We start from the raw sequence: 21,109 nt of genomic DNA on the forward strand, positions 1-21,109 counted from the left end.
TAAGCTTAGGCACGCTAATATGGATATTAATTTTTCATCTGTGGCGGAGAGCTTTCCATCCTGAAAACCATTCAAAAATGATTTTGTAGTCTGATTAAAACAATAGCTACGCTCCATAAAATTGAAAACCTGCCTGATCATGTATTAGGTGTCGCGCTGCCGGGGAAGTAGATAAAAGCGACCTGGACGATGTATTGCTTAGTGGATATTTTGCAGCGAAACAGCTGACAGCGGATTCCGAAATCAGGTGGACAGTATTATCGAAACCTCTATTAGCTAAGAGAGGTTTTCAATTGTACTTGACAAATTATGTGATAGCGTATGCTATTTCTTAGCATCACTTCGGCCTCATGTTTGCGTATTTATTGATCTGAAACGTCCTTAAGCAGGTCCTTCTGAACATACGCCAGGTAAATATTTAGATTTATTTCAGATAGCAATTCCTACGAAAACATTCATCTCGTTTACGTATGTTTAACCCCGATAGGATTTAGGGTAACTATCATAGGCAACAACTGTATGATCGTAACATGTTTCAGAAGAGCATTAGTAGCAAGTCTTGCCCTTTTTTTAGTCTTTGAAAGCCGCATTTCGGCTCAGGAACAACTTCACCTCACCGCATTCGGTAACACGGAGGGTTTATCTCAAAATTCCATTTACAGCGTAATAAAGGATCATAAAGGCTTGATGTGGTTTGCCACACAGGACGGACTCAATAAATATGATGGATATAAAGTAAGCGTATATAAATACCGTATCGGTGATCGACGTGCACTGCCATCAAATTTTATCACTTCGCTTGCGGAAGATAAGGCCGGCGATTTGTGGGTAGGCACGCGTCTAAATGGCCTGAGTAGATTTAACCGGTCTGCAGACAATTTCACTACCTTCCGGCATTTTCCTGCCAATCCTTCCTCAATTAGCAGCGACAAGGTGCAAGTTGTTTACCGCGACCGAGCAGACAATCTTTGGATAGGCACCGGTAATGGGCTCAATTTATTCGCGAGCAAAACTGGTCAGTTTTTACGGTACTATCCCGCAGGAGAAGCAGGGGGATATACCGCAAATTCTGTCTCGGCGATTTATGAGGATAAGAATCGAAACCTCTGGATCGGTACGGCAGAGGGTTTATTTTTGTTTAACAGGGGGAGTGGGCACTTTACATCTTACCAGGAAAAATCTGTCAGCGTCGATTTCGATGACGCCGTCAACGCGATTACTGAAGATAGCAGGGCCCGGATCTGGCTGGGTACCAACACCGGACTGAAATTACTGGATAGAGGAAGCAAAGCTTTCGCCATTTTAAGGTCGCTCCTGATCTTTTGTCTGCAGTTATAGATAACCCGGTGCTTAGTATCGCTAAAGCCTCAGCCGATAGGTTTTGGCTCGGCACGAATACGACATTGCAGGCATTTGATGCCATTGAAGAGCATTTAATCCCGGTTGTGGATGCTTCACCGGAAGACAATCTAATGCCGAACGATGGCATATACTCCTTATTGGCCGACAAAACCGGTATCTTATGGATTGGAACAACTAGCCAGGGTGTGATGAAGCATGACAGTAATCTGTCGCATTTTCCATCGTTCAAATCTTCCTTGAAAACCAATCCCTCCGCTGAACACATCATACGTGGGATTGCAGAAGACTCTTCCGGCAACCTATACCTGGCAACAGATGCCGGTTTGGCTAAATTCAAGCGTGCAAATCATTCTTACCGGCTTTTTGAGCATACCAAAAACCGGAGGGCTAGTTTGGGAAGTAACTATACTACCGCGGTAACAGTAAGTAAGCGTTCGGGAAAAGTATGGATTGGAACTTTTAACAGTGGATTGGATTGCTATGATCCGGTCAGTGGTCGATTTAGTCACTATCGGAAAAGCCAGGGACAATCAGGACTTTCCAGTGATGCCATATATGCGCTGTTAGAAGACAGTAAGCAACAACTATGGATTGCCACTGAAGATGGTTTAAACATACTGGACCCGATGACCGGAAGGTTTAGCAAGCTGTTTCATAAGCCAGGAGATGGGAACTCAATAGGAGACAATGCGATACAGGCCTTAGCGGAGGACAGCGAGGGAAATATTTGGTTAGGAGGCTATAACAATGGAATATCGATCCTAAACCCAAAAACCAGGTCTTTCTCACACCTGAACACCAATAACAGTAGTCTAAAGAATAATGTGATCAGCGCCTTGCTTGCTGGCGAGGACGGAGATATGTGGATCGGCACAATGGAAGCTGGCCTCGCGTTTTTTGATGGCCAAACCCGTAAGATGACCCTATATCATGAACAAAACGGGTTGATCAACAATACCATCAACAGCATCGTGAAAGACCAGCGTGGTTTTGTCTGGTTGAGCACCAATCAGGGCATCGTAAGGCTGGATCCTGTAAAACGTGTATTTAAAAACTTCAACCTGCGCAACGGCCTTAAGGCTTTAGAATTCAATGTAAACGCCGGACTACGGCTTAAGTCAGGCGAGATTGCTTTCGGAGGGATCAATGGATTCAACCTGATCCAACCCGAGAAGGTCAGGTTTAATCGAAACAGGCCGAAGATACTGCTTACCAGCCTGGAGTTATTCAATAAAGAAGTTCAGGCGGGGTCTCCGGGATCGGTTTTGACGCAAAGCATCTCCACCTCGAAAAAGCTGACCCTGGCCTATCAGCAATCTGTTTTCACTATTAAATTCGCGGCACTTAGTTACACCATGCCTGATATGAACAGGTACGCATACAAATTGGAGGGTTTCGACGAACAATGGCGATACACTACCGAGCAGCGGGAGGCCACTTACACCAGGTTGCCCCCAGGCCATTATATCTTTAAGGTAATCGGTTCCAATAACGACGGGCTGTGGTCTAGCTCGCCAGCGATGCTGGAAATTACAATCGTTGCCCCTTACTGGATGACCTGTTGGTTTAAGGGCCTAATCCTGATATTAATTGTCGGGTTGCTTTGGCTCGCATATGCCTACAGTATCCGTTTAATGAAGAGACAGAGATCATATCTGCGGGCCATGGTGCAAAGCAGGACAACTGAACTGAGTGAAAAAGCTTCAGAACTGCTCCGCCTCAACCACGATCTGCAGACGCAGTCGGAAGAATTACAAGTTCAGTCAGAGGAGCTGCAGTCTCAGTCGGAGGATCTGGCATCGAAAGCAGAGGATCTGGAACGTTTGAATGCCGCACTTCAGCAGCAAAAAGCCGAAGAGCAGAAGGCCCGAAGGGAGGCAGATCTTGCAAACCTGGCTAAAAGCACTTTTTTGGCGACCATGAGCCATGAAATCCGAACACCAATGAACGGCGTACTGGGCATGGCATCGCTGCTCCACCAAACGGAGTTGACCGAGGAACAGAGTGAGTATACGGAAGCCATTTTAAACAGCGGGGATTCCTTGTTGAATGTGATTAACGATATCCTGGATTTTACGAAGATCGAGTCCGGGAACATGGAACTTGATCCCCACTATTTTGACCTGCGTAAATGTATAGAGAAAGTCTTTGAAATATTGGATGCTAAGAAAAACAACTCCGGTATTCAACTTAATCTCATTATGGATAATGCCGTTCCTCCCAGGATATGGTCCGATAGCCATCGGCTGAAGCAAGTGCTGCTTAACCTGGTAGGGAATGCGGTTAAGTTTACAAGCAAGGGAGAAGTTTCAGTTGAGGTGCGTTGTACAAAACATAATGATCAATGCTGGTCAGTCTACTTTGAGGTAAGGGACACCGGGATTGGCATGCCTGCCGACAAAATCGCAGGACTTTTCAGGCCGTTTAATCAAATTGATTCTTCCATTGCAAGGCGCTACGGTGGATCAGGGCTGGGACTGGTCATATCACAGCGGCTGGTCGGCTTATTAGGCGGATCGATCGCGGTTGAAAGTGAGGAGGGAAGGGGCAGCACCTTTTCTTTTGAGATCATGTGTCAGGACCCTGCTGAGTCGGAACTGGCTATCCAGTCCAGTAAATTCGCCGCTCAGCAGCTTGATACCAAGACCGAACTTGCCTTGAGTTTTGCGGTCGAATATCCGTATAGGATTTTGGTGGCAGAGGATAATCTGATGAATCAGAAACTCATACTAAAGGTATTGCAAAAGCTGGGATATGAAGCTGACCTGGCCGAAGACGGCTTGATTGCGTTGGAGATGATGGAAAATAAAATATACGACCTGATTTTAATGGATATCCAAATGCCCAATATGGACGGCCTTCAGGCAGCACGGAGAATTCGTGAAATATATGGCCTCAAGCCTATCATCCTTGCAATGACCGCTAATGCCCTGACAGAGGATAGACAGCAATGCATGCGTGCCGGTATGAACGATTATATGTCGAAGCCACTGAGTCTTGAATTGTTAATTCAAACCCTTAGAAAACTACATATTTACACATGAGACAACTACTGCTTTTGCTCGTTATCCTGTTTTTATCAAAAAACGCGGTAGCGCAGAACCATAACATGCTTATAGGTAAGGTGACGGATGCCCGGGGGATTCCATTGCAAGGCGCGACGGTCCATTTGGCCGGTACGCGGCAAACTGTGATGAGTGACGAAATGGGAAGTTATCTGCTAAAGGTACTGCCAGGCGTTTACGAGATCATTTGTTCTCATCTTGGTTATGGCGATGGCGTAATGAAAGTGCAAATTGTCGGTGATCAAGCGGTCGAAGCAAATATTTGTTTATACCCGAATCATACACAAATGAATGAAGTAGTGATCACTGGGGTAAAGATGCAGACCAGTACAGTAAGTCCTACGCGGGTACAGGCCCTGGACGTTCCGCAATCAATTTCTGTCGTGGGACAGCGCACCATCCGGCAGCAGGCGGCATTTGATCTGGCCACAATCATTCGCAATGTGCCCGGGGTTATTTTTACCGGCAACTATAGCGGGGCAGGCACCTCACAATTTTTCAGCGCCCGTGGCTTTGATTTAAATGAAAGTCAGAACTACCGTTGGAATGGGATGATGGTGTTGAATTGGGCCAATCATTACGCGGATAATATTGAGCAGGTTGAATTCCTAAAAGGTCCCGCTTCTATATTGTTCGGTGACGTGGCCCCGGGGGGTGTGATGAATTTCGTTACTAAGAAGCCGCTCGCTGAGTTTGCGGCAGACCTGAATTTCAAAACCGGCAGCTGGGGCCTGGTTCGACCTGCGCTGGATATTACAGGTCCAATCACCAAAAAGGGAAACCTGCGTTATCGGCTAAATGCCTCCAGCGAACGCAAGGATAGCTTTAGAAACTATGTTCGTTCTGCTAGTTCTTTTGCCGCACCTGCAATCGCATGGAATATATCCAGAAAAATTACAATCAACCTTGAAGCGGTATTTAAAGGTGCAAAAGCAACCGACGATGCAGGCCTGGTTTCGCCCGACGGTACCTCTAAGGGGCTTGCCTCATTAAATCCTTCTCTTTACCTCGGCGAAGCTTCACGAGAATACCAGGTCAAGGACCAGAGCTATTTCGCTACATTAACCTATGAGCTAAGCCCCTCCTGGAGGGTAAAAGCCACTGCCTTCTCAGGCATAACCCGGAACCGGCCATTTGGGATCTGGTTTGACCAGCCGGATTTGCAGGGGGACTTTACCAGGCGCGGATATGGTTTTTACCGTCGCGCGCTGAATCGCACAATTTCCGCGGAGGCTTCAGGAACGATATTCACAGGTCGTGTTAAGCATAGTATCTCCATTGGGGCGGACTATCAAACCAGCACCTCGCGTCACACCAATGGCGGGGAGCTGGATTCTTTAGACACGAGCAATATCTTTGCGCCGGTCCAGGGCCTGGACGAAACGCAGGCACCCGAAGAATCTCCACTTTTGCCGTATAGCATGATTATCCGGCGAAAAGGCCTTCATATTCACGATCAGGTCGGATTTTTCGACGGCCGTATGTTTGTATATGGTGGAATCCGAGCGAGCAGTACAGTTCAGGGAAACCGGTATTTGCAGGATCAGATTATGGGAAGCCCGTATGAGGGTCTTCCGGATGATATCGTGGAAAAGTTTATGTTAATTCCCCGCCTTGGGTTGATTTATAAACCTCGCTTAAATCATTCTATTTATATTTCCTATGCTCAGGGTGTCGAGGTAAATTCACCTGATATTTTTGCCAGAAACTACCTGGAATTCGCCAATCCTCCTGCCACAGTCAGTGATCAGTTGGAGCTGGGCCTAAAAAGTAGCCTGATAAGTAACCGTTTAGGTATGACCCTGGCGGTATTTGCCATCAATAAGAAGCGACCTTATGGTTATGTTTACCTGGATTCTGAGCATCCCAACTTTGACGAATATACCGTTTACTATCAGGGGCACCACCGGAGCCAGGGAATGGAGCTGGAAATGGACGGTAAAATTTTTGCGTTTCTTACTTTAAATGGGGGCATGGCATTCACCTCCACTAAGGTAATACATGATCCAGGCTATCCAGCCGGCAACCTTCTACCAAACGCGCCGAAATTCAGTTTTAATTACTGGATCAATTATGAACATCCCAGATACCTGAAGGGATTATCAGTCGGAACGGGAATGTTCTACAAAGGGAAATTTTATCCGGGGATTGATAATAACCCCCAACTGCTGATGACACCCACCTATTCCTGGGATGCTTCAGCGGCCTACCAGGGAAAGCAAATTGGCATCCAGTTAAACGTCATGAACCTGACTAATCAGATCAGCTATCTCAATCCCTGGCAATTTAATCTGTTTGACGTCAAGCCCCTGCGCCAGGTAGTAGTGACCTTAAGCTATAAATGGCGTAAAGACAGCCGAAGGCACTGAGGGCGCAGTTATCAAAGCAGGAACCTCGGCGAATGGTATGCTATTCGCGGTTTTGGCATCATGCTGTCGTCCCTCGCAAATGTCAGATTACGGCCCAAAGATTACAGCAAAACTTGCTAGCCAGGGGATTAATAATCTTTGGAGGGAGTAGGCCACGCCTTCTGCTTCGATACCTGCCCATCGTCCATTCCCAAAGGATTAGGTTCATTGCTTGTCGACTCATTAACAGCAACAGTTAAGATATTGTGCTTTACGAATACCCTCTGGTACCATACGAATAAGTAGTGAAATTATGCAAATGTCGAATGGTGCTTTAGAAATCTGAGCCCGGTTCGTAAATTGACTGCATAAACACTATGAATTATGGAAAATTTGAAAGAAAAATTAGTAGCGCTGCCTGAAGAACAGATGAGAACTATCCAAGGTGGTATGCGCTGGACGAATGACAGGGGTGGGAACGTAGAAGATCGGAGAACCCTCGGGGGTGAGTCCATGTGGTCTGTCATGCAACGTAAAAAATCATATACCGCTCTGGAAATTCTTAATGGTGCCTACTAACTATAGGAAACGGTAGCAATCTGTAATGCCAGGGATTCCGGCAAATGAGGCAATAACTTGAACTAGTTATTGCCTCAACTATTTAAAAGTGGTATGTGATGGGGGTGATTGTGAAAGAGGTTGATCGTGATGATTTATAATTGAGCGCTGGCTTTGCCCTTATTGTCCCAATGATCTTTGACGAGCTTGCCATCCGGATCTTCGACCAACCTGCGAGCATACCGAACCCCTTTGATTTTTCCTGTTACAGGATCTTTCTCCCCCATAAAAAGCAGAATTGCCCTTCCTTTTGCGTCAGTCTGAATGGCCAGGTCGTAGCGCTTGAATCTCAACTCAAGCATACTGTCCGGCTCATAAAATTTATTCAGTATTTTCAGGATCGGATCTTTTAGTTCGCTCATCTTTCCAGCAATTATGGGTTAACTCGTTCTATGGCTTCTCCAATTTTTAAAGTTGTGTCCTCAGCAAGTTCGTCGCTGGAAAACCAGCACATACCTTTTTCCATACATTCCGACCATACCGTTCCCAGGTAATCTCCAGCGTTATAGACCTGATACTTTGGTTCCTCTTCTGGATCCTCCACAGGGATGACTTTTAATTCTTCTGGCAAGCCTTCGATACTGACACTGATTTCAAATGGTTCCATAACCTGATTAATATATTGTAAATAACCAATTGTGTTAGGAATGGTTTCCGCTTGAGCGTATAAATTTTGCCTACAAAAAAAGCCGGAGGTATCCGGTTTTCAAACAGCAAAGTCCTCTATTCTTCGAGGTTTTTGAATGCACTCTGGTATAAAATCATCGATTAAAGATTGTCTGTTATTGAATGACCTCACAATCAGCGAGTGTTGATAGTTCAACGATCAAGTACGTTTAGCGATGCTGCATTGCAATTACCTGCTACTCGCAACCTTCGGGGACTTCAGCAGACTCGCCATTTGTGGAAGAAAATCCAGGTGTTGCGGATATTTAGTAATGTGAATGGCCCTTGTTTTTTGTTTGGGCGGCAGACCGCGCTGGGCCCGGGTCTGCGCGCTGAGGGCCAGGAAACTAGCGAGCAATAGGTAAAGTAAAGTACTTCTCATGGGAATGAATTTTTATGGACGTTTAGCAACAGCGCCAAAGCAATGTAAAGGATGACGGCCGATCTTAGACCCGCCGTCATCAATTACTTCAATTACTTCGTTTTTTTATTTCTTGGATTTGGACCTGCCTTTTTTTCCATGTCTTTAAGGGTTTTCTCTTTAAATTCACTGAAGGCATCTGCCAACTTCTGAAGTTCTGGATCTAATCCCGGTGCGAATTCTTCCGGTCTCTCCGGTGCTTGTGGAATCGGATAAGATTCTTTCGGTTCTTTCATGGTCACCAGCTCAGTTCCATCATTGGCAGGAGAGGATCCCTGGAAAATCTGTCCCATCAATGAACCGTCCAGTCGGAAAGTATATTGCTCACGGTTGATACCTGCGTCAATCAGCTTTTTCACTTCAGGATATTGGGAGGCATCAAATTTAGGCACAGGCAGGATTTTGCCCCAATTCACACCCAGTGTTTCCAGGGCCTTTGCAAACGCCATCTCATGCGCCTCGTCACGGGCGATGAGGAAAGCCACAGTCGCTCTTAAGGTTTTATTGGATGACATTTGATAAATTCTGCATTTCTGCAACCGTCCAGTCGATTCCAGCACCAGGTTATCCATCAGGTCCAGTACAAGATTACCATGGTTGTGCACATAAGAACCGCTCCATGGATTTCCAGCGGCATCAACTGGTAGCGCGCCCTGAGCGCCATGGATAAAGTGATGTGGGTTCTGTTGCTCCTTTGCCATATTCATGACCGGGTCACCGCCCGCACCCGGGACATCAAACTTTCCTCCGTGATACTCAGGTGCACCATCTAAAAGGCGGGAAATGGTTTTGCTGATCAGCTCCACATGGCTGATCTCTTCCAGACCTATACCCTGAATCAAATCAAGATAGGGAATTCCGTCGCCCCGGAAGTTGAAACTCTGAAAGAGGTATTGCATCATGGTGCGCATTTCACCAAACTGTCCGCCAAGGCCTTCCTGCAAGGCATTTGCCGCCGATGGATCCGGCTGGTCATCCACTATTGGATTGATCAAACTTTGAACGTGATAAAACATGTTTTTCTATTTAAGTTATACATCTCAGGTCTATGCCCTTGCTTACACTAACTGGCACACGATCAAAGTGTTTAGCTTTTTTGAAGAACAGGTATATGTTCGGTTACAAGGGGGTAAATACCTGAAAGGCCTATACAAATTTTTATCATGTGAACCCCGGCAGGGGGGGGGCTGACCTAAAAGCCCCAGCCTTTCGTACTTGATCCTCATTTAGGTTTTTTTACAGATCTGCGGATAAAGAGATTTCTGGAGATCACAAGTAGCGCTGAAAGGAGCAATCTATTTTTTCTGAAACAATCTGATGTTACAAGTGTCCTTGCTAACAACTGTTCAATTCTTCAGCTTACAAAATTATCCCTTATGAGAAAATTCTTAATGACCATCACTGCGCTTACTTTATTTTTTGCAGCCTGCGGCTCCGACAAAGCCGATCAAAGTTCCGAGGACGCCACGAAATCCAGCAGGTTGGACTCGACAAGCTCAACGGATTCCCTGGCTACGCCCATCGATACAGCCATCGGCAGGGGAGCAAATACCGGCACACCCGCGGCGACAGTGGATACCATAGGAAACTAATTAATTCAGAACCGAAACATCGATGAAAGGTTATTTTTTTCCAGTTTTGTTAAGCTCCGTTATTTGCGTCTTCTTTCCATCTGCTATAGCGCCCGGGCCCCAGTTCGAAAGCCGGATCATCGCCTCCGGCCTGAGTGATCCCTGGTCTGTCGCGGTTGGCCCTGATGGTGATCTTTGGATCAACGAATCCAAGGGGTACCGCGTACTGAAAATTGATCCCAGGACCGGTCGGAAGATCATTGTGCTGGATTTAAATGCCGAAAGGGAGTTTCTCGCATTTGATTTACTGAAAGAGGCAAAACAGGCTACGCCGCAGGGTGGATTAATGGGCCTGGCATTGCATCCGGAATTCAGTAAGGGGCAGCCCTACGTTTATCTCGCCTATGTGTACCGGCATTTAGATGCCAATCGCTTCCTATTGAGGCTGGCGCGGTATCGATACGATACCGCCAGGAGGGAGCTTAGCTCAGCGCAGGTCATCTGCGATACGGTGCCAGCAAGTAATGACCATAACGGTGGGAGAATGGTTATTGCACCGATAAAGGGAACACCCTATCTTTTTTATGCCGTAGGAGATCAGGGCGCTGGGCAATTTTCAAATGGCGGACGTCCGAATAAAGCTCAGGATCCACTCAGCTATGAAGGGAAAATACTGCGTTTTAACCTCAAGCCCTCGTCAAAAGAAAGCTGGATACCCGTTGATAACCCGATAAATCAACAGAGTGCGGTCTGGTCATTAGGTCACAGAAACCCGCAGGGCCTGGCTTATACCGAACTTTCTGGCAAGGATAAGCTTTATTCATCCGAACATGGGCCTTATTCTGATGATGAAATGAATGAAGTGATTAAGGAGGGGAATTATGGGCATCCCCTGGTGATCGGCTACGCAGAGGGAAATTATGACGGACTTGCCGCCTCCGTTTCAACCGAGAAAAGCTATCCGGGAAAATGGCATACCAGCTATCCGGTGATTCGGTCAGAGCGCAGTAATGCAGATTCCATCGGAAAAAGTTTCCGGGAACCGGTATATAGTTTTTACCCGACTGCTCAATCATCGCTGAGCAAGCTATTTGGCACCATCCAGCGGGAGGAAAAAGCAGACTGGAATGCGTACGCACCATCTGGAATCACGGTTTACCGGTCAACAACGATACCCGCCTGGAACCAATCCATATTGATCACCTCCCTCAAGCAAGGTAAATTACTTCGGCTGAAACTCAATGCCGATGGCTCTGTCGATCATCGGGTATCTGAATACTTCGCATCAAGGGCAAGGTACAGGGATGTTGCGGTTTCCAGGGATGGCAGCAGGATTTATCTGGTTACAGACAGCTCTGCGATTACTTCGGGTCCTACCGAGGATAACCCAAAGGCGACTAACTTTCGTGGGTGTCTGCTGGAATTCAGGTTAAAGCGCTGAAGATTCACAAAACTGCCTCCTGTCCAAAGCTTTAACATTTTGGGCTTTTGCAATTGGGGGGATCACTGAACTCTGTTCAAACTGGCGGCTCAGGCCGGGCTGATCAGCGAATAGAAGCTAAAGTCTCCAACGGAGGGAAATGGTTCGGGCGATCGCGTTCAGCAGACCAGGATTATCGGTGTTGCCGGTGCCGGAATACTTCCATTGATTGTGCTCATCCAGCTGCAGTTCAAATTCCTCCCCCTCTAGCAGAACTCGCAAGTGGAATGTCTTTTTGCTGAGTGGTCGGTTAAGAATGATATAACTGTAGTCTTTACCTTCATAAGTTATGCGTAGTGGTTGGCTCATAATGAATAACTAAATAAGGCTCATATCCTGGATCAAAAATTAATAATTGGACTCAAATATAATTATAAGCGAATAAATACCGCCCAGCTGACCGCTTAAATTTTGTGATTTACAAGGATAGAACTTCCTCAGGAATCCGAGCTAATAGCCTTGCTAAACATCACCCGAACTGATTGGCTTTAGGATTTCCCCCAGCTGATGGAAATCTGTTGATTTCCATTGACCAGGTATTCGAGATTTCCATCGTTGACTTCGTTTCCTTCCAGCCGTTGACTCAAACCACTCCCAATCACTTCGAATTCCGGAAGCTTGGCAGTTCCCGTCCTGACGATCATCATCCTACAGTGCATCCTTTGATCTCCCAGTATGGAAAAATGTATATCTTGTCCCTTTCTCGCGTTGAATCCAGCTGTCGGGTAATCTACATAAATCAGGAATTCTTCTCCGGGCACCTGAAGGTAATGTCTGGGAAGGATGCCGAAGGCGTTCCCCGCACCATATACTTCCTGGCCCACCGTCCCGGATTTAAGCCAGCCGTCCTGCAGGTCTTCGAGGGCTATCCAGAGCTTGGTGTCAACTTCACCTATTTTGGGCTTCTCCTCCAGCATATCTTTAGGCAGCATAGTTGGGTAATAGTATACGGCACGGTCTACCAGGTAGCGGATGTACTCCGCGATCAATAATCTCACGGAAGGGAGGATGTTCAGGCCTTCAGCATGCCTGAGGTAGTCATGTAGAGCACAAAATACTTCCTGCTCTTCGTATACGGCTGTATAGGTGGCATCGTTTAAGGGGAACAAGGCAAAGAAAGTCGGGAAGTTCTTGCCATAACCATAATTGCAGTCCCAAAGCTGAGTATTGCGGAAAATACCTGCCAAGCACATGTAGCTCAGGTCCAGGTATACTTCTTTTTTAGTGATCTTATAAAGCCTAAGCAGCGCGCCGGAAGAAAAAGCGGTGCTGTTGGCTTGATAAAAGATTTGGAAGCCCATACCCTGAAGGGATTGGGCAGCTTTTTCAGCTTCATTCAGGTAGCGTTTGTCATTGGTGAGTTCCCAGGCCTGGAGCATCACGTGCGCGTAAATACCTGCAACATCCTTCTCTCCGCCCATTCCTTCGGCGGTTTCCGCCTTGAGTATTTCCAGCGTATCCATTTTGTAAAATACCGGCCACTGGTATTTGAAGTGCCGGGCTACTTTCATGGCATAAGGCAAAGAGTCCAGAAATAGCTTTTCGCAGACCTTATCTCCCTTTAGGGCTAGTCTTGATAAATTCAGCAGCGGATGGTGCAGGTACCAGCTGTCCATCACGCCGGCCTGTTTCTGTTCTTCTTCCCCTTCCAGTTTATCTTCAGAGGCAGGCAGCCAGCGGGTGATGGTGCCGAGCTTTTCATCAAAGAACGCTGGCAGACCCTCCTTGATGGTTTTCATCACTTCCAGATCAGTTTTACTCCATTCCACGTAGTCGAGCAGTGGTAGGAGTACAGCAAGCTGTACCATGATTTCCGGCGGCGTGTTGTAGTCGCTCACATACGCGTTGAAATATTGGTGTCCTGCCACTTGTGTCCAGCAACCAGGACTGTCGATAAGGTCTTTCAAACCCTTATCTAATACTTCGGGCCAGTGCTGATAGTTTGTTGCAGGTAGCGGTAAACACATGTACACTCTCTCCAGCAGATTGAGGTAGCCCCTGATCATTTCTGGTTCTGATTCCGGTACATTGTTTTCAAAGGCTACAAAGGCGTCACTGATGACTACCTTTTTACCTGCGCGTAGCGGTTTCTTGTTTGCCACGGGCAGGGCAAATCCAAGCTCCGGCCAGTTGCCGCCGACACTGTCCCCTAGCGAAGTTTCCGTCTGTTGGCAATAGTCATTGAGGGCAGTCAGGTTCTGCAAGTAGAATATTGATGATGACTTCGGGCGGGTCATGCTCATGTAGATAAAACCCGAGCGGGTGCCCCACTGGCTGGCATGGATCTGCCCTGCTGTATTTTCAGCATTTCCTTTTTTTGTGGTGAGCAGGATGTCCCGGGGCCAAAAGGGTATGTAAAGGTCCCGTTCCGGTTTAAGGGAGGTGGTATACCTGAGCACAGGAACTTCAGCATCTTCAAAAGTAATCCTGGTCTCGAATATTCCAGCCCCGCTGCTGAGCGAAAGATCAAGGCCTTTATCGTGCTTTTTAATGCGAGTAACTACCAGGGCTGAACCAGCGGCGAAAACGCAGCGAAAGGCCATTTGCCCGCCGCCCGGTGGTGTTGCGCAGATCCAAATCGCATCGCTGGTATTGATAATTTTAAAATTATAGGAGGCGAGGGATGCTGAAAATAAAGCGTCTTCCGTCCCAGCCAGTTCGCTGGCGGCCGCTGCCGCCCATGGTGACATTCCATTCATGACAATAGGTATCTAGGTAATAATTCAGAAATTAGAGAGGATATCAATTTTTTGTCCAGTTATTTAGCTAAGGCCAGGAGACTGTTGGCCATTCCCCGGAAACCTTGCCTGACTCCCGGGTCTCATTATTCTCCGAGCTGGAGTCTGGATGTTCCTCATTTTTTGTAACCTCATCTCGCGGAGTGGATGATGAACTCGTCTTTGACCTCAGCTCGTCGTTTTCCTCTAAACCAGGATTGGAATTTGAACTTGATTTTTCACCGTTTTTCATAACGTAGGGATTTGGTAGTATTACTCCTTTCAGGAATATTTGTTTTTGATTTAATTAGAACACGTAATAATCAGGTTGGCAGCGTATTTGCCGCATTATCAAGGGCTGTAATTCATTTCATACCTATCTACCGTCAAATTTTTCCAGTCCGGAGCCGAATGTCTAAGCGATTCTTGCAGGTAGAGGAGCCGGCTTTTTTTCTTCAATCACTGTCCAGATCCTCTTAAGGATGTTCCGAAGGCCGATCGGCCCCCCGGGAAACTGCCCGCTCGCTACGGCTGGATTTGTCCTACCTGTCCGGTGGCTGGGCGACGAAAGCTACTTGAATATAAATCTATCAAAACCTTTGATTTCAGTCGCTGTTATCTCAAAAAATAGGTCTTGGAGGAAAGTGTTTGCCTGATCTATAACCCTGGACTTTAACCATTAATTATGAAACTAAAACCCATTACACCAGCTGCGCATGGCTTGGTAGATTACGCCTTTGCAATCGCCTTGTTTGCGGTGCCTCGTCTGATCGGTTGCAACAAGAAGACGGTTCAGCTGTATCGGGGGCTGGCCCTGGAAATTTTTTTATATTCCGCTCTTAGCCGTCACCCTGTGGCGATTTTCCCGAGAATCCCGATGAAGTTGCATAAAGTGGTTGACATCGCAAATTTGTCTGGTTTGAGTTTACTTACAGCTTATCCCGGCATTCGGCGAAAACCCAGAGCAATCAGCTTTAACCTGTCAATGGTGGTCGCCGGACTGGCCACAGTAATGCTTACGCAATGGACAAAGAAAGATTGGAAATAATCAATCCTAAGGTTGTGCTGAAGCCGAAATTTTGCGGCTTTTTAATGGCTGTTCAAAACCTTTTTCGCTGGTAAATGTTGTCCTGATCTAACCAAATTTACCTATTCATGGAAGGGCAAAATAATCAACAATTCGATCCGGAGCTTATTCTGGACTGCGCTCAACAGCATGAGATCTGTTATTGGGCGAGTAAATTTCGGGTAAGTCCGATGGCACTGAAAACAGCGGTCCGCGCCTGTTGCAGCAATCGTATTTTGCACATCGCTCGTTACTTGCAAGATCACCGCCGGCCCGGTCAAAGCGCGGCAGGAGTACTTTAGTATAGTCCGGCTGCATCATTCATCGTTCGCTATTCATTCCTGTGATGTCTATTAGGTCACCAGGATGGCATGGACTTAAGCGGATTGGAAATTTTATGTTATCAATTGCGATTTCAATTAATTCCCTCAATCGATCAGTTAAACTTTTTTCTGTCGAAGGTGTTACACGGTCGTGTTCCTGCAATGGTGCGACCCTAATGCCGCACTTGAGGACCAGCTCAAATGAAGTTAATAATCGAAGCTATGGAAAATAATCTTACCCTAAATCCCAGAGATGCTCAAAGCTTGAGCCCCTGGCAAAATACTTCTCCAGGAGAAATTACACAGCAGAAATCTGATGTTGCTGAAATCATTTATGATGTGCTCATTGTTGGTGCCGGTATCACTGGCCTTACTACTGGATTGCTGTTACAAAAGGCTGGAAAAAGATGCCTCATCGTTGAAGCCGGCAAAGTTGGATTTGGAACGACCGGGGGAACCAGTGCGCATCTGAACACATTCTTTGATGCGACCAATCCGGAGATCGAAAGTGATTTCGGACAAGCGCAGGCCAAACAGGTAGCCGACTCGGGTAAAGAAGCGATGTCAATTATTGCCACATTAGCGGAAGAGTATCAGATTGAGTGTGACCTGGAATATAAAGAAGGGTACCTTTTTTCCGAAAATGAAAAGGAGAGTAAGCAACTGCAGGAAATTTTGGAGGCCTCCCGTCGTGCGGGAATTGCAGTGACTGAATCAGATGGCAATGATGTCCCCGTTACTTTCGATAAAGCGATCCGGTTTGCCCGTCAGGGACAATTTCATCCTTTAAAATACCTTAAGGGTCTGACAGCTGCCTTTTTGGATTTGGGTGGAGTGATATTGGAGGACAGTTTTGTGAGCGATAGAGAAAAATCCGAAGGCATGATCACCATTGTTGCAGGTGAAAAAAAATTGAAAGGCCTAAACCTGGTCTATGCGACCCATATGCCACCAGGTATTACTGCCTATAGTCTTCGCTGTGCGCCCTATCGGAGTTATGTGTTGGGAATCATACTCAAAAATAATCAGTACCCAACAGGCTTGTCTTACGACATGCAGGAGCCATATCATTATTTCCGTACACACCATATCGATGGGCAACCTTACCTGATTGTAGGGGGAGAAGACCATAAAACTGGTCATGCCGATCCCGAGCAGGCCTTTGCGAACCTGGAGCAATATGCCAGGGAGCATTACGAGGTTGACTCCGTGGCTTACCGCTGGTCTTCACAATACTATATTCCTGTGGATGGATTGCCATACATAGGACCTTTGTCAGCAACTGGCAATAACACCTATATCGCGACCGGTTTCAACGGAAATGGCATGATGTTCGGCACGTTGTCTGGCAAGATCATTTCTGACCAGATTCTCGGCATTGAAAACCCCTACAGTAGTTTATATTCGCCCTCGAGATTGAAACCAGTAGCCGGATTTTCCGAGTTTGTGAAGGAGAATGCGGATGTTGCCTGGTATTTTTTAGCAGATAGATTTGGTGCGGAGGACATTGAAAAGCTTTCTGAACTCAAAAGGGGAGAAGGTAAGATTGCTGAGTTTCAGGGTGAAAAACTGGCCATCTACAAAGATGTTCAGGGCAAAGTGACTGCAGTTAGCCCGGTTTGTACGCATGCAGGCTGTATTGTGAATTTTAATGCGGCTGAGCAGAGCTGGGACTGTCCCTGTCATGGCGGCAGGTTTGATACCTCGGGCAAAGTCATTTGCGGGCCACCACAAAAAGACCTGAAGCAAATCAATCTGACAACAGAACCGGGAGTCTAGAAACTATCTCATGATACAATACCTAATTGGCTGTTCCGGATTTCACTATAGGCATTGGCGGGGCAAATTCTATCCTGAAAAGCTGGCGGTTAAAAACTGGTTTGATTTTTACTGCCAGCGTTTCTCTACACTGGAACTCAATGTGACCTTCTACCGCTTCCCTAAATTGGCTACGCTCCGGCAATGGTATGAACGTGCGCCTGATGATTTCCTTTTTTCTGTCAAGGTGCCGAGATCTATTACGCATTTTAAGAAACTGAATGATACTTCTAATATGATGGCCGATTTTTACGGCTTGGTGCAGGAAGGACTGCAAGATAAGCTGGGTAACGTATTGTTCCAATTTCCACCCAACTTTTCGGCTTCAGATGCCCATGTGGAGCGGATCATCAGTGCGGTAAATCCCTGTTTTGAGAATGTTGCGGAGTTCCGGCATCCCAGTTGGTGGGATGCGCAGGTCATCTCCAGATTGGGCGCACACCAGGTAGCGTTCTGTGGAATGTCGCACCCTGATTTCCCTACAAATGTGGTAGGTAATACTAGGCGATTGTATTACCGCATGCATGGAAGAGAAGCGCTGTACTCTTCGGGATATGCTGAGCAGGAACTTTCTGACCTGGTAAGTAAGGTAGAACGCGTAGCTGGACTGAAGCGGGCTTATATCTATTTTAATAATGACGTACAGGGATTTGCTACTGTAAATGCAGAAATGTTCCTCAAAATGACTAGGGAACAGTCCGAGAAACGTCGCGATGTATGAATTTAAAACAGGCTGACACGTAAAGCTCAGCCTGTTTTTGCTAGCATTTAAGATGGCACATTTGCTTCTGAAAGGGCGATTTCCGTTAAAAGGGTGTCCGTTTCTTTTTCTTCCGCCAGCGTAGCAGCGAGTAATTCTTCCGCTTCAGTGTGTCCCATCAATTTAGCATAGGTTACCAGGCAGCCATAGCTTGCAATTTCATAATGCTCCACTTTTTGGGCCGCAGAAATCAATGCTGCATCAATGACTTCTGGCTGGTCCTGGAAGCTCTCAGTGATCTCATCTGCTTCTTCCAGCAAGCCCTCCATGGCTTTACATTTTTTACCTCTGGCTGAAAGACCGATGGAGGCAAAAGCTTGTTTTAAGCGTTCAATCTGTCCTTCAGTTTGCGTGTAATGCGTTTCGAAGGCTTTTTTAAGTGTTTCACTTTCAGTAGCTGCAGCCAGTTTTTTCAACCCTTTCAGTAACTGTCTTTCTGCGCCGAGGATATCTCTCAGCTCATCAACAAATAATTCGTGTAGGTGTCCGTTCGGCATTGCAGCAGGACTGTTTTTTGAATTTGCCATATGTCAAGTATTTAAGGTTAATGATCGTCAGGAGAACAAGTAGCCGCGGATATGGTTTTCGGAAAGTTCCTCGATATTATTAGATTGGCGATGAGGTGATTGACCCTTCTCAAGCGGTCTGCCAGCATTAAGTATTGTACGTTTTAGGAAATTTTGACATCTAGCGCTGAGGGAATCTTAAGATGTTCTGCAAAATTTTCAGCCCAGAAGCGCTCGTCTTGCGATGGCATTTAACTTGTGCGTATACAGGGAATGCCATAGACACGACACAGTCGCAGTGCTTTTAATAAATTGGTTGAAAAAATGTCCGAACGTTATGTTATTAGATAAGAAAATTCCTTTTAGATACATTGTTGGAAAAATTAAAGTTGAACTGTTTTACATCTTAGTGATTGGCGTTATGGTCAACACCGTTACCCGGCTATTTGTGCATGTAATCCCCGCTATCCCGATTGTAATCCCAACCTTCCTGGGTACTGCGATTTCAGTTGTACTCTCCTTTAAGCTCAGCCAGTCCTACGACCGCTGGTGGGAGGCCAGAAAAATATGGGGCAGCATTGTGAATGATTCCAGGAATTTGGTGCTTCAACTGATTGCCTTTGTAGCTCTCGGAAATCAGGAAACGATCAAAAGAATTGCGCTCCGGCAAATTGCCTGGTGTTATAGTCTCGCAGAGAGTCTTCGGGGACACGACCCGCTCTCTGCGAGCTGGCAATTTATGACCGATGAGGAAATCAGCAGAGTGGCACCGCATGTGAATAAGCCGCTCGCATTACTGCGTCACCATACTGAAGATCTGAAAACATTGCACCATCAAGGGTCAATGGGTCAGTATGAACATGTTCAACTGAACCGGACGGTGACTGCGCTGACCAACTGGATGGGCATGGCTGAGCGTATCAAATCAACCGTGTTTCCGGCTACTTATAGGCTTTTTTTACACCTGATCATTTATGTGTTCATTGTGACCTTGTCCATTTCGCTGAGGGACCTGGAAAGCTATATTGAAATTCCCTTACTGATGGTTGTTGCTGCATTTTTCTTTCTGTTGGAAAGGACCGCTACCCATTTGCAGGATCCTTTCAGCGACAGGCCAACCGATACCGCCATGAGCGCGATCGCTACAAATATCGAGATCAATATCAAGCAATTGCTGGACTTAGAGCAGGTGCCACAGCCGCGTCAGCCCGACGATTTCTACCTGAAATGAGTTCAGTTGCCCTAAGCTTGCATGCCTAAAATATGCTGCGTTTTCAGGTCGCTTTCTCCTTTGAAGAACTGATCTATGACCTGACTAAATACCGGGTCTGCAGCTGGCAGGGCGGCAAAAAGGGTCATGCTGGAACGCAGTTTGAGGTCATCTGGACTGCCAAAGATTTGCTGCGCAGTTTTGTCTTTGTGTTTGAGTAACTCCCGCGCTATGGTCTCAAGGCGTGCACCCAGGATCGGATGAGCGAGGTAAGCGGCGGCCTCCCTTATATCCCGGACGGCATAATATTTAGCGGACTCAGAGAAACCCAGGCCCTGGATTTGCGGAAAGATGTACCACATCCAGTGTGTTTGCTTTTTGCCATAACTAATCTCTGTCAAAGCTGTTTCGAAATCTCTTTGCTGGCTAGGACGAAGCGGTCCAGTCCGTGTATATCAGTGTTATCCATCGCTCGAAGTTTGTAGTTGACATTTCTTAGGATCCATAACCACTTTAAATAGGATTTGGTTTTTCAAGGCTTTGAGAAGGAATATTTCCGGGGAATGAAACGACGAATGGCCCGTACAAAACATTCTTTTACGTTGGGTGTTGAGATTATAAAAAAGGAGGATTATGCCATGGACTAAAGGAGACTACCCACCATCTTATAAAAACCAGCCCAAACAGATCCGGGAAAAGGCAGTAGAGATCGCTAATGAAATTTTGAAAGAGAGCGGTGATGAAGGCCTGGCAATTGCTACAGGACTTCGTAAAGCCCGCGAATATTTCGACCAGCATCCTCAGGAAAAAGCAAACTCCCCCGATGATTGATTTTAACTGCTGACGTATTTTGCTTAAAGCTATTCGGTAAGTACTGGCGATCCGCAATAAATACGGGGATTTAAGTCTGCAAAAACAAGGATACAGGTATGGTGGTTTTAGCTTAAAATTCCTATGAACATGGCACAAATTGATCAAAAGCAGTTGCTTCAGCAGCCTGCTCAGGCAAAACTATTAAGGAGTAAAGCTGCGTCCAATTTAGAGAACAGATCTCAGCAGCATCGCATTCAACTTAACGTCCTTGCGGATAAGCCAAAATACATTCGCCGGAGTTATTTTATTAAGGCTGCTGTAGCGATAGGTTACACTCAAATTCATTCTATAAGTTAACGAATCAC

21 protein-coding genes are annotated in these 21,109 nt (G+C 46.4%); 13 read left to right on the plus strand and 8 right to left on the minus strand.

The window, feature by feature from the left end:
• The first annotated feature begins 519 nt into the window (after positions 1-519).
• The 4 genes from WAE59_RS06445 to WAE59_RS06460 all read left to right on the plus strand — a co-directional run bounded on the left by WAE59_RS06445 (position 520) and on the right by WAE59_RS06460 (position 7,354).
• Positions 520-1,338, plus strand: a complete 819-nt coding sequence (locus tag WAE59_RS06445) for a ligand-binding sensor domain-containing protein (RefSeq protein WP_337855117.1) — start codon at positions 520-522, stop codon at positions 1,336-1,338.
• Positions 1,323-4,406 carry a hybrid sensor histidine kinase/response regulator gene (locus WAE59_RS06450; RefSeq protein WP_337855118.1) on the plus strand — a complete coding sequence of 1,028 codons (3,084 nt, stop codon included), beginning with the start codon at positions 1,323-1,325 and terminating at the stop codon, positions 4,404-4,406. Before WAE59_RS06445 ends, WAE59_RS06450 begins: the two co-directional genes overlap by 16 nt.
• Positions 4,403-6,796 (plus strand): TonB-dependent receptor, encoded by a 2,394-nt coding sequence (locus WAE59_RS06455; RefSeq protein ID WP_337855119.1) that lies wholly within the window; start codon positions 4,403-4,405, stop codon positions 6,794-6,796. Before WAE59_RS06450 ends, WAE59_RS06455 begins: the two co-directional genes overlap by 4 nt.
• 408 nt (positions 6,797-7,204) lie before the next feature.
• Entirely contained in the window at positions 7,205-7,354 is a 150-nt protein-coding gene (locus WAE59_RS06460; RefSeq protein WP_337855120.1) for a hypothetical protein, read from the plus strand.
• 134 nt (positions 7,355-7,488) lie between these two features.
• Here WAE59_RS06460 and WAE59_RS06465 read toward each other — a convergent pair whose 3' ends face one another.
• The 4 genes from WAE59_RS06465 to WAE59_RS06480 form a co-directional block, all read right to left on the minus strand.
• A complete protein-coding gene (locus WAE59_RS06465) occupies positions 7,489-7,755 on the minus strand; it encodes a hypothetical protein (RefSeq protein WP_337855121.1) in 267 nt (88 codons plus the stop codon).
• Between the two features lie 11 nt (positions 7,756-7,766).
• The gene (locus WAE59_RS06470; protein ID WP_337855122.1) at positions 7,767-8,000 is read right to left on the minus strand and encodes a hypothetical protein; all 234 of its coding nucleotides are present in this window, start codon (positions 7,998-8,000) and stop codon (positions 7,767-7,769) included.
• A gap of 249 nt (positions 8,001-8,249) precedes the next feature.
• Entirely contained in the window at positions 8,250-8,441 is a 192-nt protein-coding gene (locus tag WAE59_RS06475) for a hypothetical protein (protein ID WP_337855123.1), read from the minus strand.
• A gap of 92 nt (positions 8,442-8,533) precedes the next feature.
• The gene (locus tag WAE59_RS06480; RefSeq protein WP_337855124.1) at positions 8,534-9,496 is read right to left on the minus strand and encodes a manganese catalase family protein; all 963 of its coding nucleotides are present in this window, start codon (positions 9,494-9,496) and stop codon (positions 8,534-8,536) included.
• A 360-nt stretch (positions 9,497-9,856) separates the two neighbouring features.
• Between WAE59_RS06480 and WAE59_RS06485 the strand changes: the two genes are divergently transcribed.
• Together WAE59_RS06485 and WAE59_RS06490 are read left to right on the plus strand one after the other, a co-directional pair.
• Positions 9,857-10,072: a hypothetical protein gene (locus tag WAE59_RS06485; RefSeq protein WP_337855125.1), complete on the plus strand. Its 216-nt coding sequence runs from the start codon at positions 9,857-9,859 to the stop codon at positions 10,070-10,072.
• Between the two features lie 22 nt (positions 10,073-10,094).
• Positions 10,095-11,492 carry a PQQ-dependent sugar dehydrogenase gene (locus tag WAE59_RS06490; RefSeq protein WP_337855126.1) on the plus strand — a complete coding sequence of 466 codons (1,398 nt, stop codon included), beginning with the start codon at positions 10,095-10,097 and terminating at the stop codon, positions 11,490-11,492.
• 117 nt (positions 11,493-11,609) lie between these two features.
• Here WAE59_RS06490 and WAE59_RS06495 read toward each other — a convergent pair whose 3' ends face one another.
• Both WAE59_RS06495 and WAE59_RS06500 read right to left on the minus strand, forming a co-directional pair.
• On the minus strand, positions 11,610-11,840 hold the full coding sequence (locus WAE59_RS06495) for a hypothetical protein (RefSeq protein ID WP_337855127.1): 231 nt from the start codon (positions 11,838-11,840) through the stop codon (positions 11,610-11,612).
• A 179-nt stretch (positions 11,841-12,019) separates the two neighbouring features.
• Positions 12,020-14,230: a hypothetical protein gene (locus WAE59_RS06500; RefSeq protein WP_337855128.1), complete on the minus strand. Its 2,211-nt coding sequence runs from the start codon at positions 14,228-14,230 to the stop codon at positions 12,020-12,022.
• A gap of 703 nt (positions 14,231-14,933) precedes the next feature.
• On the opposite strand from WAE59_RS06500, the gene WAE59_RS06505 reads away from it, so the two are divergent.
• The 4 genes from WAE59_RS06505 to WAE59_RS06515 all read left to right on the plus strand — a co-directional run bounded on the left by WAE59_RS06505 (position 14,934) and on the right by WAE59_RS06515 (position 18,176).
• The gene (locus WAE59_RS06505; protein WP_337855129.1) at positions 14,934-15,296 is read left to right on the plus strand and encodes a hypothetical protein; all 363 of its coding nucleotides are present in this window, start codon (positions 14,934-14,936) and stop codon (positions 15,294-15,296) included.
• Positions 15,297-15,403: 107 nt separating this feature from the next.
• The gene (locus tag WAE59_RS25840) at positions 15,404-15,616 is read left to right on the plus strand and encodes a DUF3606 domain-containing protein (RefSeq protein ID WP_443147250.1); all 213 of its coding nucleotides are present in this window, start codon (positions 15,404-15,406) and stop codon (positions 15,614-15,616) included.
• 243 nt (positions 15,617-15,859) lie between these two features.
• On the plus strand, positions 15,860-17,416 hold the full coding sequence (locus WAE59_RS06510) for an FAD-dependent oxidoreductase (protein WP_337855130.1): 1,557 nt from the start codon (positions 15,860-15,862) through the stop codon (positions 17,414-17,416).
• 10 nt (positions 17,417-17,426) lie between these two features.
• Positions 17,427-18,176: a DUF72 domain-containing protein gene (locus tag WAE59_RS06515; RefSeq protein WP_337855131.1), complete on the plus strand. Its 750-nt coding sequence runs from the start codon at positions 17,427-17,429 to the stop codon at positions 18,174-18,176.
• Positions 18,177-18,223: 47 nt separating this feature from the next.
• Here the strand turns inward: WAE59_RS06515 and WAE59_RS06520 are convergent, their stop codons facing one another.
• Complete coding sequence (locus WAE59_RS06520) at positions 18,224-18,742, minus strand: YciE/YciF ferroxidase family protein (protein ID WP_337855132.1); 519 nt, start codon at positions 18,740-18,742, stop codon at positions 18,224-18,226.
• 316 nt (positions 18,743-19,058) lie between these two features.
• Between WAE59_RS06520 and WAE59_RS06525 the strand changes: the two genes are divergently transcribed.
• Positions 19,059-19,952, plus strand: coding sequence for a bestrophin family protein (locus tag WAE59_RS06525; protein WP_337855133.1), 894 nt, complete (start codon positions 19,059-19,061; stop codon positions 19,950-19,952).
• A gap of 11 nt (positions 19,953-19,963) precedes the next feature.
• On the opposite strand, the gene WAE59_RS06530 is transcribed toward WAE59_RS06525, so the two are convergent.
• A complete protein-coding gene (locus WAE59_RS06530; protein WP_337855134.1) occupies positions 19,964-20,332 on the minus strand; it encodes a DUF1810 domain-containing protein in 369 nt (122 codons plus the stop codon).
• A gap of 232 nt (positions 20,333-20,564) precedes the next feature.
• On the opposite strand from WAE59_RS06530, the gene WAE59_RS06535 reads away from it, so the two are divergent.
• Positions 20,565-20,762, plus strand: a complete 198-nt coding sequence (locus tag WAE59_RS06535; RefSeq protein ID WP_337855135.1) for a hypothetical protein — start codon at positions 20,565-20,567, stop codon at positions 20,760-20,762.
• Positions 20,763-20,891: 129 nt separating this feature from the next.
• The gene (locus WAE59_RS06540) at positions 20,892-21,101 is read left to right on the plus strand and encodes a hypothetical protein (RefSeq protein WP_337855136.1); all 210 of its coding nucleotides are present in this window, start codon (positions 20,892-20,894) and stop codon (positions 21,099-21,101) included.
• Positions 21,102-21,109 lie beyond the last annotated feature (8 nt).

It is taken from the genome of Pedobacter sp. GR22-6, assembly GCF_037402555.1.
Classification (GTDB): domain Bacteria; phylum Bacteroidota; class Bacteroidia; order Sphingobacteriales; family Sphingobacteriaceae; genus Pedobacter.

Coding starts and splice junctions, on each gene's coding strand:
- WAE59_RS06445 (WP_337855117.1), top strand. CDS start 520: ATGATCGTAACATGTTTCAGAAGAGCATTAGTAGCAAGTCTTGCCCTT.
- WAE59_RS06455 (WP_337855119.1), top strand. CDS start 4,403: ATGAGACAACTACTGCTTTTGCTCGTTATCCTGTTTTTATCAAAAAAC.
- WAE59_RS06460 (WP_337855120.1), top strand. CDS start 7,205: ATGAGAACTATCCAAGGTGGTATGCGCTGGACGAATGACAGGGGTGGG.
- WAE59_RS06465 (WP_337855121.1), bottom strand. CDS start 7,755: ATGAGCGAACTAAAAGATCCGATCCTGAAAATACTGAATAAATTTTAT.
- WAE59_RS06470 (WP_337855122.1), bottom strand. CDS start 8,000: ATGGAACCATTTGAAATCAGTGTCAGTATCGAAGGCTTGCCAGAAGAA.
- WAE59_RS06475 (WP_337855123.1), bottom strand. CDS start 8,441: ATGAGAAGTACTTTACTTTACCTATTGCTCGCTAGTTTCCTGGCCCTC.
- WAE59_RS06480 (WP_337855124.1), bottom strand. CDS start 9,496: ATGTTTTATCACGTTCAAAGTTTGATCAATCCAATAGTGGATGACCAG.
- WAE59_RS06485 (WP_337855125.1), top strand. CDS start 9,857: ATGAGAAAATTCTTAATGACCATCACTGCGCTTACTTTATTTTTTGCA.
- WAE59_RS06490 (WP_337855126.1), top strand. CDS start 10,095: ATGAAAGGTTATTTTTTTCCAGTTTTGTTAAGCTCCGTTATTTGCGTC.
- WAE59_RS06495 (WP_337855127.1), bottom strand. CDS start 11,840: ATGAGCCAACCACTACGCATAACTTATGAAGGTAAAGACTACAGTTAT.
- WAE59_RS06500 (WP_337855128.1), bottom strand. CDS start 14,230: ATGAATGGAATGTCACCATGGGCGGCAGCGGCCGCCAGCGAACTGGCT.
- WAE59_RS06505 (WP_337855129.1), top strand. CDS start 14,934: ATGAAACTAAAACCCATTACACCAGCTGCGCATGGCTTGGTAGATTAC.
- WAE59_RS25840 (WP_443147250.1), top strand. CDS start 15,404: ATGGAAGGGCAAAATAATCAACAATTCGATCCGGAGCTTATTCTGGAC.
- WAE59_RS06510 (WP_337855130.1), top strand. CDS start 15,860: ATGGAAAATAATCTTACCCTAAATCCCAGAGATGCTCAAAGCTTGAGC.
- WAE59_RS06515 (WP_337855131.1), top strand. CDS start 17,427: ATGATACAATACCTAATTGGCTGTTCCGGATTTCACTATAGGCATTGG.
- WAE59_RS06520 (WP_337855132.1), bottom strand. CDS start 18,742: ATGGCAAATTCAAAAAACAGTCCTGCTGCAATGCCGAACGGACACCTA.
- WAE59_RS06525 (WP_337855133.1), top strand. CDS start 19,059: ATGTTATTAGATAAGAAAATTCCTTTTAGATACATTGTTGGAAAAATT.
- WAE59_RS06535 (WP_337855135.1), top strand. CDS start 20,565: ATGCCATGGACTAAAGGAGACTACCCACCATCTTATAAAAACCAGCCC.
- WAE59_RS06540 (WP_337855136.1), top strand. CDS start 20,892: ATGGCACAAATTGATCAAAAGCAGTTGCTTCAGCAGCCTGCTCAGGCA.